We start from the raw sequence: 13,408 nt of genomic DNA on the forward strand, positions 1-13,408 counted from the left end.
GCCGGGCGGGTCTCCAGTCAACGGGCTTTCGCGTTCGATCAGGCGTTGATATCCTGATCCCATACAACAAAAGAAATATCACTATGAAATGGTTTCATTTCTTTCGTAACTTCCCTGCAGGCGCCTTTTTCGGCGTATTCATCGGCGCAGTATTCATAATCGTGATCCAGGGCGAATGGCCCGATGACGTGCAACGATATGGCACCTATGGAATAACAGTGGTCGTATCCCTGCTCGCCTCGGCTATCGCGCTGACCACCGCAATATGGAACACGGAAACCGCACGCCACCGAAAGCTCAAAGCGGCAAAGGCGAGTTTGCCGCTGGCGTTGTCTCGCCTTATCGAAACTGCAAGAAATGGGATGCAAATTTCATTGGAAGACGACGTATTCTTCAATGACCCGGACAATGCATCCCTCATCGAAGAGCGCCTCGCCATACCCAATGAAGTCTTCACCACTCTCAAAGAGTGCATCGAATTCGGTGACGAGACCAGTGCGCAGTGGCTGACCAATATCATTGCGCATTATCGGATATATAAAACCAGTTTGGTAAACTTGGCTGCAAACCAAAACATGCCTCCACACGATGTCTATCGCGCTGAGCACGCGGCGGAGTGGATCTTCTGGCATGCAATGGTTTCCCACCTTTTCGATTTCGCTCGTGGAAATGACATAGTGGAAAATGCGATGAAGCAAGAGCTATTACTCGAAGGTTTCTATGCTGAAATCTGGGGCAATAGGCTTCAGCAGGAAATTACAGGCCATATCAATGGCCTTGTGGAATATCACGCACCATTGAACACAGAGTCCCTCGCATTCCGCCCATCCACCCATTGACCTTCCCCACACCCGTTGCAACCATCGCCCCAGCCATACAGCCAGGGAGACCCAAGCCAATGACCGATACCCCCGAGATCGCCCAGAAAGCCCCCTTCCCCGTCGAGGTCGAAGAGGGCAAGACCTATTTCTGGTGCGCCTGTGGCAAGTCCTCGAAACAGCCCTTCTGCGACGGCTCGCACAAGGGCAGCGATTTCGCCCCGGTCAAGTATACCGCCGAGGTGTCGAAGAAGATGTTCTTCTGTGGCTGCAAGCACTCCGCCAAGCAACCGCTCTGCGACGGGTCGCATTCGAAACTGTGACCCGGCGGGCGCCGCGTTAACCTCAAGCGGTTACATCCGTAACGACATTTCCCGGCAGCCGGAGAGCAGCCGGGCGGTGCACGCATGTCACCCCCTGGAAATCGCACAGTTCGCCGCCGTTAACCCCGGTGAAGAAACCGTTGATATCCGCAGGCCGGGCTACTGCAATCTCTCCAGGATTTCGCGGTTGGCGCAGGCATCGAGCGGCTTGCCCTGCTGCATCGCCCCGGTGCCCAGCCAGGCCGTGCAATGCGCCACATGCGGGCAGGTCCGGCAGCGCGTGACCATGCCCGCATAGTCCTCGGCACTCAGCAAACCCCACGCCATCGCCGCGCTCAGATCGACCGCCATGGCGCGGGCAACCGACCGGGTGAGCCAGAAGTGAAGCTCGGGGCTTCCAAGAGGTAAGGCATTGTCTTTCATGCGTTTTCTCCCATGATCTGGTCGGCGAGGAGGATCCGGAACGGCTCGCGGTTGCAGCAATATCCGGGCAGTTCGCCCGGCCCGTCGCCTGCCAGCAACCGCGCGCAATACGCTGCCCCGTCGCAGCCCTGGCAGCGCTTCACGATGTCGGCCCACTCCGCCTGGTCCAGATCGCCACGCGCCATCGCCCCCGCAAGGTCAAGGCCCTGCGCCCGTGCCATTTTCTGAACCATCCAGAAATGGCGCCGCATGTCGCCAAGAGGTTTCATCGTCAAGGCTCCTTTCGGACCGTTGCGTCACCTTCTTCTAACGCCCCGCCGCAACCCTCGTCCTTGACACGGATCAACCCGCCCCGCCGGCCCGCGCATCGAGATAGGCCCGCACGCAATCCTGCACTCGGCGAAACCGGTCTCCGCCCAGTTTTGTGCCGCCATACCAGCGCGTTACGACGATCACATGATCGTGCAGACCTTCGCGTTCCAGCATCCGCAGGATCACCATTCCCGCCCCGCTCTCGCCGTCATCGCCCTTGATCGGGGTGCCGTCCGACAGCATCACGGCCCAGCTGTTATGAGTCGCCCTGGCGTATTTCCGCATCCGTTTGAGCCCTTTCAGGAACCCGTCGACCTCCGCGCGCGAGCGCACCACGCCGCCCGAGACCGCGTATTTCGAGCCCCGGTCGGAAACGACATTTTCAAGCTGAAGCATGTTGCCTGTCACCGCATCACACACCGTCACAGGCGCGAATCGACCCGCCGCACCGTTTCCATCCGCGCGGCATTGGGTGGGTGCGTGCCCAGAAAGCGATTTCCCGGATCCGGAATCCGGGCAAAGAATTCGGCCCCGCGCACCGGATCATACCCCGCCTTTCGCGCGATCACCGTGCCCAGCGCGTCGGCCTCGAGTTCGAATTCCTTGGAATAGCTGCGCGCGCCCACCGCCGCGCCCAGGTCCTGCGCGGTTCGCACCCCGCTGGCATCCGCCCCGGTCAGCGCCGCAAGCCCCGCAAAGATCATCGCCCCTGCCGCCGCGTTCTGCTGCTGGCGCGGCAGGTGCCCCGCGATGTGATGCGCCGCCTCGTGGCTCATGACAAAGGCCATTTCGTCGATATTCCGCACATCCGCGATCAACGCCAGCGTAAAGGCCAGAACCGGTCGGCCGTTCTTGTCAAGCGTCTGGAAGGCATTGGGCGGCTGGCCCGGGCGATCATCCACCACGATGAGGAAATCGCAATTGGCCCGCGGCAGCCGCGCCCGGCATTCGCGCTCGGCCACCGGTTCGACCGTCTCCACCACATCGACGAACTGCTTTGCAGCCCTCTGCGCCGAAGGCCGCGCATCGGGGTCTGCGGCGGCGTTCGACATCGGCGATTGCGGCGGCGCCGGGGCCATGCAGCCCGCAAGCCCGACAATCAGAATGAAACCGGCCAGAATACGCATCGCTCGATCCTTGTTGCTGTCTGTGGAACGTGGCCCGCATCCGGCCCTGATCCACCCCCCAGCATGCGAAGGTGATCCCGAATGTGCAACCCGAGCGGCCATCTTCCTCGATTATCCCGGAAACTCAAGGCTTGCACACTGCCGTCGGCGGAATATTGTAGGTGCATGTTTTCCATCGAACACGAATTCGACTCGACCGTCGTCACCCTCGTCGATCAGGGGCCCGCACCCTTGCAGGAGGATGTGATTGTCAACGCCTTTGCCGAATGTGTCACCGTCGAACAATACGATCCACGCATCGACAAGACCCACAAGATCACTCTCTCAATGCAGCAGGTGCGCGACCTCGGTGCGGCACTCAACCTGCCCGAGGGGGTCTATACGCTTCCGCCCAGGAAGTGACGCGCACGACCCGCTTCAATCGACGCGGAAAAGCTTGTCGCGCGCGGTCTGGCCGCGCAGCAGGACCAGCCGGGACTTTGCCACCCCCATCGCCTTGGCCAGCAACTTTTGCACGGCGACATTGGCCTTGCCACTTTCCGGCGCCACGGTGACATGGACCCGGATCGTCCCGGCCTCGTGGGTGATCCGGTTGCGTGACGCCTTGGGCGTGACACGCACCGCGATCTCGGTCCCCGGACGGGCCAGATGGGAAAGGTCGGGATCGGACATGCGCCCGATCTAGATCGCTTTACCCGATCGATCAACACCGCGTCGAGGTTGCATTTTCGCGCCGCCCAAGTCCAAATCCCGGAAAGGATTCGGAAGGGACAGACATGACAACCGGCTTTTTCTGGGATGAGAAATGTTTCTGGCACGGCGGCGGGGCCTATGCGCTTACCCTGCCCGTGGGGGATTTCGTGCAGCCGCTCGTGGCGGGCGGTCTGCCCGAACACCCCGAAACCAAGCGCCGGCTCAAGAACCTGATGGAAGTCACGGGTATAGTGAACGATCTTGCGATGCAGTCCGCCCCGCAGGCCACATGGGGCGATCTGGCGCGCGTGCATCCCGAAAGCTTCCTCACGAAATTCAAGGAAACCTCGGATGCCGGCGGCGGTGAGCTGGGCCTGCGCACCCCGTTCCTCAAGGGCGGGTTCGAGATTGCCGCCCTCTCGACGGGGCTGGCGAAAGAGGCATTGCGCCAGGTGCTCGACGGCGATCTCGAACACGCGTATGCGCTTTCGCGCCCGCCGGGGCATCACTGCCTGCCCGACTGGCCCAACGGGTTTTGCCTGCTCAACAACATCGCTATCGCCATAGAGGCTGCCATCGCCGCCGGCCAGGCCAGCCGCTTTGCCGTTGTCGACTGGGACGTGCATCACGGCAACGGTACCGAAGCAATCTTCTATGACCGAGACGACGTGCTGACGATCTCGGTGCATGAGGAATACAATTATCCCACCGATACCGGCGACATCACCGATCGCGGCACCGGCGCGGGGACTGGCTACAACATGAACATCCCGCTGCCCCCGGGGGCAGGCCACAACACCTATCTCGAAGTGATGGACCGCCTCGTTCTACCGAAACTCGAAGACTATCAGCCCGACGTGATCATCGTCGCCTGCGGGTTTGACGCCTCGACCTTCGATCCGATCGCCCACATGCTGTGCACCCAGGAAACCTATCGCGCGATGACCGCCAGGGTCAGGGATCTTGCCAAGCGCGTCTGCGACGGCAAGCTGGTGATGGTTCACGAAGGCGGCTATTCCGAGGCTTACGTGCCCTTCTGCGGCCACGCGGTGCTCGAGGAATTGTCAGGTTCGACCCGCGCCGCGCCCGACCCGCTGGCCGCCACCGTCGCCAAACGACAGCCCAATGCCCGGCAGCAGGCGTTCTTTTCCGACCTGATCTCGGACTTCGAAAGTGAACTGAGGGGCTGAAAGGCCCGACATCCGACCACCCCCACCGCCAGCGCCTGGCCCGGTATGAATCCCGACGCGAAAGGAACCACCCCATGCCCGCCCCCAACCCGGCTGCGCTCGACTTCCTGCTGAGCCGCCGCTCGCGCCCAGCCAAGACCCTGACCACCCCCGCGCCCACGCGCGACGACCTGATGCCCTTGCTCACCGCCGCCGCACGCAGCCCCGATCATGGCAAGCTCGAGCCGTGGCGCTTCATCGTGATCGAGCGGCCCGCCATGGCGCGGCTCGCCGATCTTGCCGAATCGCGCGCCCGCGCCGAGGGGCAGGCCGACGATGATATCGCCAAGGCCCGGCAACAATTCGACCAGGGCCAGCTTGCCGTCGCCGTGGTCGAGACCCGCAAACCCTCGCCCAAGATCCCCGCCATCGAGCAATCCTATTCCGCTGGTGCGGTGTGTCTGGCCTTGCTCAATGCAGCCCTGGCGGCGGGCTGGGGAGCCAACTGGCTCACTGGTTTCGCCGCCCATGACCGCGGGTTCTGCAGCGCCGGGTTGGGCCTTGGCGAGAACGAAAGCATCGCGGGTTTCATTCACATCGCCACCGAAACCAGCGCCCCGCCCGAGCGACCGCGCCCTGATATCGAGGCAATCACGACATGGCTTTCGGACTGATCCTGTCGAGCTTTGCCCGCGCCCTGGCGCAGATCGGCGACCGCCGGTTCCGCAGGGTCCTGATGATCGGCGTCGCGCTCACGCTTGCGCTGCTGGTCGCGGCCTATGCCGGTTTGCTTTGGCTGGTCGACCTCACCGTCGGCCCGGACGGTTACTTCGACGTGCTGGGCCGGGTCGAATGGCTCAATGACCTGCTATCATGGTCATCACTGTTCGTCATGCTGGTGCTGTCGGTCTTTCTCATGGTGCCCGTGGCCTCGGCCATCACCTCGATGTTTCTCGACGAGGTGGCCCAGGCAGTCGAGGATCGCCATTACCCCCACCTGCCCCACGTGCCGGGCCTTTCCTTCTACGAGGAGTTTCGCGACACGATCAATTTCATGGGCGTTCTGATCGGTGCGAACCTTCTGGCCTTCGTGCTCTACGCGATGTTTCCGCCCGCCGCGCTTTTCATCTTCTGGGGGCTCAACGGCTACCTGCTCGGGCGCGAGTATTTCCAGCTTGCCGCGATGCGCCGTATCGGCCGCGCGGGGGCGAAGGCTCTGCGCAAACGCCACCGCGCAACGGTCTGGGCAGCGGGCGTACTCATGGCGATGCCACTCAGCCTGCCTTTGGTCAATCTCTTCATCCCGATTCTCGGCGCCGCCACCTTCACGCATATCTTTCACGGGTTGAAAGACCGCTGACCCAGCTGCCGACCGGGCCGGGTTCACTCCGCCTGCGACGGCGGCCCCATCCGCCCGAACCAGTCCAGGTCGCGCACCGTGATCGTGCCGGTGATGATGATCCCGGCGATGATCGCCCACAGCACGAAGGCCACGACCGTCGTGATCAGCGCCTTGGCCTTGAGGTGATGCTCGTGCGGGGCGCCCGCCTGGGTGCCGCGCACGATCTGGCCCACGTCGCCCTGGGTCTTGAGGCGGATCGGGATGATGACCAGCAGGGTCAGGAACCACAGAACCGCATATAGCACAAGCGCCGAGGTGACACCCATCAGACCTGCTCCAGCTCGACCAGCGTGCCCTGGAAATCCTTGGGATGCAGGAACAGCACCGGCTTGCCATGCGCGCCGATCTTAGGCTCGCCATCGCCCAGCACCCGCGCTCCCGACGCCTTGAGGTGATCGCGCGCCGCGATGATGTCCTCGACCTCATAACAAACATGGTGAATGCCCCCCGACGGGTTCTTGTCGAGAAAACCCTGGATCGGCGAATTGTCCCCCAGCGGATAGAGCAGTTCGATCTTGGTGTTGGGCAGTTCGATGAAGATCACCGTCACCCCGTGATCGGGTTCGTCCTGCGGCGCGCCCACCTTGGCGCCCAGTGCGCCCGCGTATTGCGCGGCGGCGGTGTCGAGGTCGGGAACGGCAATGGCAACGTGATTCAAACGACCGATCATCGGGCAATCTCCTGGCTGTGGCGCTTGGCCGGTTTGCCTGATCTTATGGGGTGGTGAACCCTGTCACGCAAGCACCTTGCGGATTTTGTCGCAGCCTTAACCTTGCGTTAGGCAAGAGCGCGCCAAGCTCGGACCATCCTCGCTGCCAAAGGAGATCCGACATGGATGAGTTCAACAGCCTCGCCCCGCACAACGTGCCCACCTCGACCCGACCCTTGCTCGGCCTCACCGTTCTCGTGGTCGAGGACAGCCGCTTCGCCTGCGAGGCGATGCGCCTTCTGTGCCTGCGCTCGGGTGCGCGGATCCGCCGGGCCGATTGCCTCGCCTCGGCCCGCCGACATCTTCAGGTCTATCGCCCCTCGATCATCATCGTCGATCTCGGCCTGCCCGACGGGTCCGGGCTCGACCTCATCGAAGAGCTGAACCGCCTCACCCCGCGCATCGGCGTGATTCTGGCCACCAGCGGCGATGACGGGGCCGAGGCCCGGGCCATGGCCGCCGGGGCCGATGGTTTCCTGGCCAAGCCGGTGACACGGATCGCCAGCTTCCAGTCGATGATCCTTGCCCGGATGCCCGCCGACCGCCAGCCCGCCGGCCCCCGGTTGCTGACCGAGGAAGAGGTCCGCCCCGATGCCCTCGCCTATCGCGACGACATGGCCCATGCGGCCGACCTTCTGGGCGACGACCAGAACGACCGCGTGCTTGACTACGTGGCACAGTTCATCGGTGGCGTGGCACGCAGCGCCGATGACGACCAGTTGGAGCGCGCAGCCATTTCACTGGCCGAAACACGCCGCAACGGCACCCCCACCCGCGGCGATATCGCGCGGCTGGCGGGTCTCGTACAAGCCAGGCTCGGCGAACGCATCGCGATATAGCGACGGGTGGCACGGCCTTTGCCAATGCGCCACGACTCGCGGGCGGGATCGCGCTTCCGCGACGCACGCCGCCTGTCTTGCGCTATTCACCCGGCCTGTCAGCGCAGCACCGGGGCCAGGCCGTCGGCCAGCCGATCCCAGACATGGCCCAGGCGCGAGATCTGGCGCAATTGCCGGTGCGCGGCCAGCCAGACGGGTAGGCCGGGAATGGCGATCCCGATGTCGATCTCCTCGACCCCCGGATCGATCCGCGCGACATGGCGCTGACCGAACCCGATGCCACAGCCGGCGCGCAACAATTCCCAGTAGGTCACCTGGTTGTCACAGCGCGTCGAAAACGCATCGCGGGTCAGGTCGAACCCCACGGCCCGCATCCCCCGCAGGATCAGCTCGCTGCGGTCATAGCCGATCAGGTCATGCTGGAGGAGGGCCTCAGGCGACTCTGGCCTTCCGCGCCGCTCAAGGTAGCTGCGCGCAGCGAAGATCCCGATTTCCAACTCGCCCAACCTGCGCGCCACCACGTCAAGCTGCTCGGGGCGATACATCCGCACCGCGATATCCGCCTCGCGAAACAGAAGGTTCTCCGCGCGATCCGATGGCACGAGTTCGAGCTCGATCTCGGGATGGTTGGCCCGGATGCCTGCCATGATCGGTGGCAGGATGTGATGCGCAACCAGCTCCGACGCGGTGATCCGCACCACCCCCGCCATCTCCGCATCATGCCCCGCCGCGTATAGCGCCACATCGCGCATCGCGTCCCGCATGGCCCGCGCGTGAGGCAGGAGTGCCGCCCCATCCTGCGTGAGGTCAAGCCCACGCGGTTGCCGCCTGAACAGGGTCAGACCCGTCTGTTCCTCCATGGCCCTGATCTGCCGACCCAGTGTCGGCTGGCTCACCCCCAGCACCCGGGCCGCTGCGCTGAGCGAACCCGCTTCAGCCACCGCGAGGAAGGCTTGCATCTGCGACCAGTCGATATCGCGAACGGATTTATCCATTCAGTAATGAATATCATATGATCGAAAAACGGCAATTCCCATTCACCATGAGATGGCTAAATTCCTCCCGGACCACGCAATCACAGGAGACCGCAATGCCCGGAACAGCTCTCATACTTGGCGGCTCAGGTCGCTTCGGACGCCACGCCACGCGCGCCTTTCAGGACGCGGGCTGGACCACCCACCAGTTCGACCGCAAGGCCGACAAGCTCGATCGCGCGGCCCGGAATGCCGACGTGATCGTCGCCGCCTGGAACCCCAGCTACGAAGATTGGGCCGATCAGGTTCCCAACCTGCATGCCCGCATCCGCAAGGCCGCGCTGGAAAATGATGCCACGGTGATCCTGCCCGGCAATGTCTATGTCTTCGGCCCCGATACCCCCGCGCCCTGGGGCCCGGACACGGCGCACCGCGCCGGAAACCCGCTGGGCCGCATCCGCCGTGACATGGAAGACGCCTACTGCCGCGACGGTGTGCGCACCATCCTTCTGCGCGCAGGCGATTTCATCGACACGACGGCCTCGGGCAACTGGCTCGACCGGATAATGCTGCCCACGGTTCCCAAGGGCGCGCTCACCTATCCCGGGCGCCCCGACATCCCCCACGCATGGGCCTTTCTTCCCGATCTCACCCGCGCCGCCGTGATGCTGGCCGAACGGCGCGACAGGCTCGCCCGGTTCGAGGATGTCCCCTTCCCCGGTTACACCCTCACCGGTCATGAAATAGCCGCGATCCTCGCCCGCATTCGCGGACACAAGATCCGCGTGAAGCCGATGAAATGGTGGCCGCTGCGTCTTGCCCAGCCGTTCATGCCTTTCATCAGGCACCTTTTCGAAATGCGCTATCTCTGGGACACCCCGCATAGCCTTGACGGCGCGAAATTCGCAGCGCTCCTGCCGGAGTTCACCGCCGCCCCGCCCGAAACGGCCCTTTCAGAACTCCAGGTCGACCCAGACTAGCCGATGACGGCTGGCCTCTCGCGCCAGCGCGTGCCCGTCCTCGCCCGGCGCGGGCCAGAATACGCCCGCCGCCCGCACACGCAAATCCGCCGAGGGCAGCACGTAGTCGACGCGCAGATTGCCCGGATCAGGCCCGGGCCAGTTCACCGTATCCAGCGCCGGGTCTCCCTTGTGTTCGGGGTTGGCCTCGGCGATGGCACCGGCACTTGTCGGCTTCGGGTCCTGAAGGCGCACATCGCCCAGCAGCCCCATGATCGCCTGCTTCAACCCCTCCCCATCCACCGGGTCGAGATTGGCATCGCCGAGGATGATGAAACGCCCATCCGGTGCGGGCCCAAGCGCTCCGTCCATCCAGTGCCGCCACAGCATGATCTCGTCGTGGTTGCGTTTGCCATTGCGATCCTCGGGCCCGTCGAAAACCGGTGGCGTCGCGTGAAACGCCGCCAGCGTCACCTGCCCGCCCGGCGTCTCCACCGGCACGACCCAATGGCCGACCGAAGACAGCCTCTGCACCGCCTTTGCCTCTGGCGAAGGAAAGGGCCGTTTATCCACCTCGGGATACATCGCCCATGGCAACGCCCCCCAGATCAGCCCGCTCAGGTCCGTCACCTCGCCGATCGGCCAGCGCGACAACACCGCCATGCCCCCTTCCCCCGCGAAGCGGCCAAAGCCCTGCGCATCGCCCGCGCCGCCCCGGCGCCCATCTCCGTCCAGGTCGAGATCGGTGGCCCTTCCGCTGTTGGGTCGCCGGGTAAACACATGCTCGAACCGATGACCCGCCGCCGCCACGCGCGCCGTGAGCGCAGAGAGGGCGCGCTCCTCGAGATCAAAGTCGACATCCAGGAGCAACAGCAGATCAGGCCGCACCCGCGCGATGACCTCGGCCACCGCTTCGACCTGTTCATCCCCTTTGAGGATATCGCGCAACAGGAGCCCCGGCCCCTTGCGCGCAAGATCGGCGTGAAAGCTCGCCACGCGAAAGCTTTCGGCCCGCCCCGCGACCGCGAAGACGCAAAGCATGGAAAAGGCGATCAGACCGTTTGGAATCGCTCTTTTTCGTCGCTTTTCGCCTTTGCCCGCGCATCGGCGCGGGCGCGCTTCTCCGCGATCAGGTCCGCCACACGGCTCAGCGCGATGCCACGCATGATCAAGCTTGCGGGAAGGAAGGCCCATGCACTCATCGTCCAGATCAGGGTTTGCGGGTTCTCCATCGTGATCGGGTCGATCAGGCTGGCCGACGCCTTGATGAGCGCCGGAATCAAGAATGGCAACAAAATCCCTAACACAATGTTAAGAGCCGCGTCCCGCCTGAGCCGCCGCATCACGTCGCCGCCTCCGGTCGGGTCGAACATCGGCAGGTTGATCCAGACATTGAACGCCCCTCGACGGGTGGGCCAACCGAACAGGCGCACAAGGCTGAGAAAGACGAAAAGCAACAGGATCGACATCGTATAGGACAGCCCCGCCGCCATCCGCACCGACGCCACCACCGATGCGTCGGCCTCCGCGGGCAGCATCAGCACCACCAGCCGCACGGGCGAATAGGGAAAGTCCATCGCATTGCCCAGGTGCCCACCGAGGCGGGCGGCCAACATCCCGATATCCGTGGGCATCGCCTTGCTGCCGAATATAAGCGACAGCAGAAGGATCGTCAGGAAGAGTGCGCCGAAGCGCAGCCTGTTGAAGGGCGGCGCGAACCGGAACTCGATCATGCTGGGATACTCGCTGAAATACTCAACGAACGTCATGAGAAAGGCAAGAATGGCCACGAGAACGACGATCTGCGTCGTGTCCGAACTGACGTCCTGAAGAAAGAGCGACGGCATTGAAATCATCAATACCATGAGCGCCGCACGCAGGAACGCGCCTGTCATTCGGGATACCACTGCCCCATTCCCTTCAAACTGGCCGGGGCCGGTGCGATGCCGGTCCCTTGTTCCAACTTGATCCCGCTTCTTGTCGCGGGTTGCCTCATTCTCGCCCAATTTTTGCCTTCTTTCGCGTTTCGGCTCAAGACATGGTTAAGAACACGTCAGTATTCAGGCAATTTGAAGGTGCGAGTGGTGCGAGAATGCATCAATAATGGAGCGAAAAAGTGACGGACGTCGGCTGACCTACCAGATATGGTAGGCGGTGCCGTCAATCCTACCAGAGGCCACGGATTTGCCACCGTCCTGCCCCGGATCGGTTGAGTGCCAAGAGCCCCGAAACCGCCCAGATGGAGGGCGGTCCAGGTGATTCTACCATGGCGTGTTCAAACCCAGGGCCGCTCTGCGCTGGCACGCGCTTCGAACGCGTCAATCGCGGCAGCCTTTTCCAGGGTCAGGCCAATATCGTCCAGCCCGTTGATCAGGCAATGCTTGCGATGCGGATCAATCTCGAAACCGAACACCTCGCCATCCGAGGTGGTAACCGTCTGCGCCTCGAGATCGACCTCCATGCGCGCATTGGCCCCCTTCTCGGCATCCGACATCAGGGCATCGACCTGCTCTTGCGGCAACACGATCGGCAGAATGCCGTTCTTGAAACAGTTGTTGTAGAAGATGTCGGCGAAACTGGTCGAGATGATCGCCCTGATCCCGAAATCCGCCAATGCCCAGGGCGCATGTTCACGCGACGAGCCACAGCCGAAATTGTCGCCCGTGACAAGGATCTGCGCCTCGCGATAGGCGGGCTTGTTGAGCACGAAATCGGCGATCTCGTTGCCCTCGCGGTCATAGCGCATCTCGTCAAAGAGGTTCACCCCCAGCCCCGACCGCTTGATCGTCTTGAGGAACTGCTTGGGGATGATCATGTCGGTGTCGATATTGACCAGTGGCAAAGGCGCCGCAATCCCGCTCAGTTTGTCGAATTTTTCCATTTCTACAGCGCTCCTTTCCATACTTCCGTATCGTAGGGCTTCAAAAGCCAGTTAGTAGTCTTCGCCCCGCGTTCTTTTTGAACTGGATAATCCCAACCTTTATCAAAATCAGCACAATCATCTGAGATTTTTGCGTTTCTCGAATTGAGCAGCGGAAGGCCCGTATCAATTTCATCATGAAACTTCTTCAGTAATTTTTGCTCCAACGATCTTTGGAGTAACTTTCCGTTCTCCAAGCCGCTCAAATCGCAGACATAAAATCGAAGGGGAATTGAGCGCAGAATACTTGCAAAATCAAAGAGCTTTCCCGCAAGGTGACTCTTTATCCTTCCATAAACACTCCCACTGCCTACATAAACAATCCGGCTTGAGCGAATATTATAGTCAACCTCAAACCCAGTGCCAACGGCAATGCAGTAACAGCCATACTGGATCGCTTTGACATCCAAACCTTGCTCAAGGCAATCAGAACTGAACTCTTTTGCAAGGCGGCCAACAATTTTATTCTTAATTTTCTGGCTAGTCTTTGCATCAGTACTCCGCTCGATGAGGTCAAACGCGTCAAAACTCAACCCATCAGCAATAAGCTGTGCATCAATCGAGTATCCTCTTTGTACAATCCATTTTACATCGTAGCTCATTCGAATATCTCCCGCACATCCGTCAGATGACCGGTCACAGCCGCCGCCGCGGCCATGGCCGGGCTCATCAGGTGGGTGCGGCCCTTGTAGCCCTGCCGCCCCTCGAAATTGCGGTTCGAGGTCGAGGCACAGCGTTCC

Annotated in this window: 21 protein-coding genes; 8 read left to right on the forward strand and 13 right to left on the reverse strand. The window is 62.3% G+C overall.

The features are described 5' to 3' along the window. Nucleotides 1–83 precede the first annotated feature (83 nt). On the forward strand, nucleotides 84–839 hold the full coding sequence (locus tag ACESL9_RS09770; RefSeq protein WP_372612228.1) for a hypothetical protein: 756 nt from the start codon (nucleotides 84–86) through the stop codon (nucleotides 837–839). A gap of 59 nt (nucleotides 840–898) precedes the next feature. Continuing rightward, nucleotides 899–1,141: a CDGSH iron-sulfur domain-containing protein gene (locus ACESL9_RS09775; protein WP_372612230.1), complete on the forward strand. Its 243-nt coding sequence runs from the start codon at nucleotides 899–901 to the stop codon at nucleotides 1,139–1,141. Between the two features lie 159 nt (nucleotides 1,142–1,300). Here ACESL9_RS09775 and ACESL9_RS09780 read toward each other — a convergent pair whose 3' ends face one another. The 4 genes from ACESL9_RS09780 to ACESL9_RS09795 all read right to left on the reverse strand — a co-directional run bounded on the left by ACESL9_RS09780 (nucleotide 1,301) and on the right by ACESL9_RS09795 (nucleotide 3,003). Next, complete coding sequence (locus tag ACESL9_RS09780) at nucleotides 1,301–1,564, reverse strand: DUF6455 family protein (protein WP_372612232.1); 264 nt, start codon at nucleotides 1,562–1,564, stop codon at nucleotides 1,301–1,303. After that, nucleotides 1,561–1,833: a DUF6455 family protein gene (locus tag ACESL9_RS09785; protein WP_372612234.1), complete on the reverse strand. Its 273-nt coding sequence runs from the start codon at nucleotides 1,831–1,833 to the stop codon at nucleotides 1,561–1,563. Before ACESL9_RS09785 ends, ACESL9_RS09780 begins: the two co-directional genes overlap by 4 nt. 73 nt (nucleotides 1,834–1,906) lie before the next feature. Beyond that, nucleotides 1,907–2,272 (reverse strand): YigZ family protein, encoded by a 366-nt coding sequence (locus tag ACESL9_RS09790; RefSeq protein WP_372612236.1) that lies wholly within the window; start codon nucleotides 2,270–2,272, stop codon nucleotides 1,907–1,909. A gap of 26 nt (nucleotides 2,273–2,298) precedes the next feature. Further along, complete coding sequence (locus tag ACESL9_RS09795; protein ID WP_372612238.1) at nucleotides 2,299–3,003, reverse strand: M48 family metallopeptidase; 705 nt, start codon at nucleotides 3,001–3,003, stop codon at nucleotides 2,299–2,301. Between the two features lie 165 nt (nucleotides 3,004–3,168). Here ACESL9_RS09795 and ACESL9_RS09800 point away from each other — a divergent pair, with 165 nt between their 5' ends. Beyond that, nucleotides 3,169–3,405, forward strand: coding sequence for a hypothetical protein (locus tag ACESL9_RS09800; RefSeq protein WP_372612240.1), 237 nt, complete (start codon nucleotides 3,169–3,171; stop codon nucleotides 3,403–3,405). Between the two features lie 15 nt (nucleotides 3,406–3,420). Here ACESL9_RS09800 and ACESL9_RS09805 read toward each other — a convergent pair whose 3' ends face one another. Further along, nucleotides 3,421–3,675 carry a DUF167 domain-containing protein gene (locus ACESL9_RS09805; RefSeq protein ID WP_372612242.1) on the reverse strand — a complete coding sequence of 85 codons (255 nt, stop codon included), beginning with the start codon at nucleotides 3,673–3,675 and terminating at the stop codon, nucleotides 3,421–3,423. Nucleotides 3,676–3,779: 104 nt separating this feature from the next. Between ACESL9_RS09805 and ACESL9_RS09810 the strand changes: the two genes are divergently transcribed. From ACESL9_RS09810 to ACESL9_RS09820, 3 genes are all read left to right on the forward strand, one after another. Then, complete coding sequence (locus ACESL9_RS09810) at nucleotides 3,780–4,886, forward strand: class II histone deacetylase (RefSeq protein ID WP_372612244.1); 1,107 nt, start codon at nucleotides 3,780–3,782, stop codon at nucleotides 4,884–4,886. Nucleotides 4,887–4,960: 74 nt separating this feature from the next. Then, complete coding sequence (locus tag ACESL9_RS09815; protein ID WP_372612246.1) at nucleotides 4,961–5,539, forward strand: nitroreductase; 579 nt, start codon at nucleotides 4,961–4,963, stop codon at nucleotides 5,537–5,539. Continuing rightward, nucleotides 5,536–6,225, forward strand: coding sequence for an EI24 domain-containing protein (locus ACESL9_RS09820; RefSeq protein ID WP_372612358.1), 690 nt, complete (start codon nucleotides 5,536–5,538; stop codon nucleotides 6,223–6,225). The genes ACESL9_RS09815 and ACESL9_RS09820 overlap by 4 nt, the downstream gene beginning before the upstream one ends. 23 nt (nucleotides 6,226–6,248) lie before the next feature. On the opposite strand, the gene ACESL9_RS09825 is transcribed toward ACESL9_RS09820, so the two are convergent. Further along, entirely contained in the window at nucleotides 6,249–6,533 is a 285-nt protein-coding gene (locus ACESL9_RS09825; RefSeq protein WP_372612248.1) for a DUF1467 family protein, read from the reverse strand. Continuing rightward, nucleotides 6,533–6,937, reverse strand: a complete 405-nt coding sequence (gene mce / locus ACESL9_RS09830) for a methylmalonyl-CoA epimerase (protein WP_372612250.1) — start codon at nucleotides 6,935–6,937, stop codon at nucleotides 6,533–6,535. The genes ACESL9_RS09825 and mce overlap by 1 nt, the downstream gene beginning before the upstream one ends. A 161-nt stretch (nucleotides 6,938–7,098) precedes the next feature. Between mce and ACESL9_RS09835 the strand changes: the two genes are divergently transcribed. Further along, nucleotides 7,099–7,815, forward strand: coding sequence for a response regulator (locus ACESL9_RS09835; RefSeq protein ID WP_372612252.1), 717 nt, complete (start codon nucleotides 7,099–7,101; stop codon nucleotides 7,813–7,815). A 98-nt stretch (nucleotides 7,816–7,913) separates the two neighbouring features. On the opposite strand, the gene ACESL9_RS09840 is transcribed toward ACESL9_RS09835, so the two are convergent. Next, a complete protein-coding gene (locus ACESL9_RS09840) occupies nucleotides 7,914–8,810 on the reverse strand; it encodes a LysR family transcriptional regulator (protein WP_372674772.1) in 897 nt (298 codons plus the stop codon). 95 nt (nucleotides 8,811–8,905) lie between these two features. Here ACESL9_RS09840 and ACESL9_RS09845 point away from each other — a divergent pair, with 95 nt between their 5' ends. Beyond that, a complete protein-coding gene (locus ACESL9_RS09845; protein ID WP_372674773.1) occupies nucleotides 8,906–9,769 on the forward strand; it encodes an epimerase in 864 nt (287 codons plus the stop codon). Here ACESL9_RS09845 and ACESL9_RS09850 read toward each other — a convergent pair. The 5 genes from ACESL9_RS09850 to ACESL9_RS09870 all read right to left on the reverse strand — a co-directional run. Further along, on the reverse strand, nucleotides 9,743–10,789 hold the full coding sequence (locus tag ACESL9_RS09850; protein ID WP_372612258.1) for an endonuclease/exonuclease/phosphatase family protein: 1,047 nt from the start codon (nucleotides 10,787–10,789) through the stop codon (nucleotides 9,743–9,745). The two genes, ACESL9_RS09845 and ACESL9_RS09850, sit on opposite strands and share 27 nt — an antisense overlap. An 11-nt stretch (nucleotides 10,790–10,800) precedes the next feature. Further along, complete coding sequence (locus ACESL9_RS09855) at nucleotides 10,801–11,643, reverse strand: hypothetical protein (RefSeq protein ID WP_372612260.1); 843 nt, start codon at nucleotides 11,641–11,643, stop codon at nucleotides 10,801–10,803. Nucleotides 11,644–12,023: 380 nt separating this feature from the next. Next, a complete protein-coding gene (leuD, locus tag ACESL9_RS09860) occupies nucleotides 12,024–12,629 on the reverse strand; it encodes a 3-isopropylmalate dehydratase small subunit (RefSeq protein ID WP_372612262.1) in 606 nt (201 codons plus the stop codon). A 2-nt stretch (nucleotides 12,630–12,631) separates the two neighbouring features. Then, entirely contained in the window at nucleotides 12,632–13,270 is a 639-nt protein-coding gene (locus tag ACESL9_RS09865; protein ID WP_372674774.1) for a hypothetical protein, read from the reverse strand. Next, a partial coding sequence (locus ACESL9_RS09870) for an aconitase family protein (protein ID WP_372674775.1) occupies nucleotides 13,267–13,408 on the reverse strand: 142 nt, incomplete at its 5' end. The genes ACESL9_RS09865 and ACESL9_RS09870, both read right to left, overlap by 4 nt.

Source organism: Aquicoccus sp. (assembly GCF_041686535.1).
GTDB lineage: Bacteria > Pseudomonadota > Alphaproteobacteria > Rhodobacterales > Rhodobacteraceae > Aquicoccus.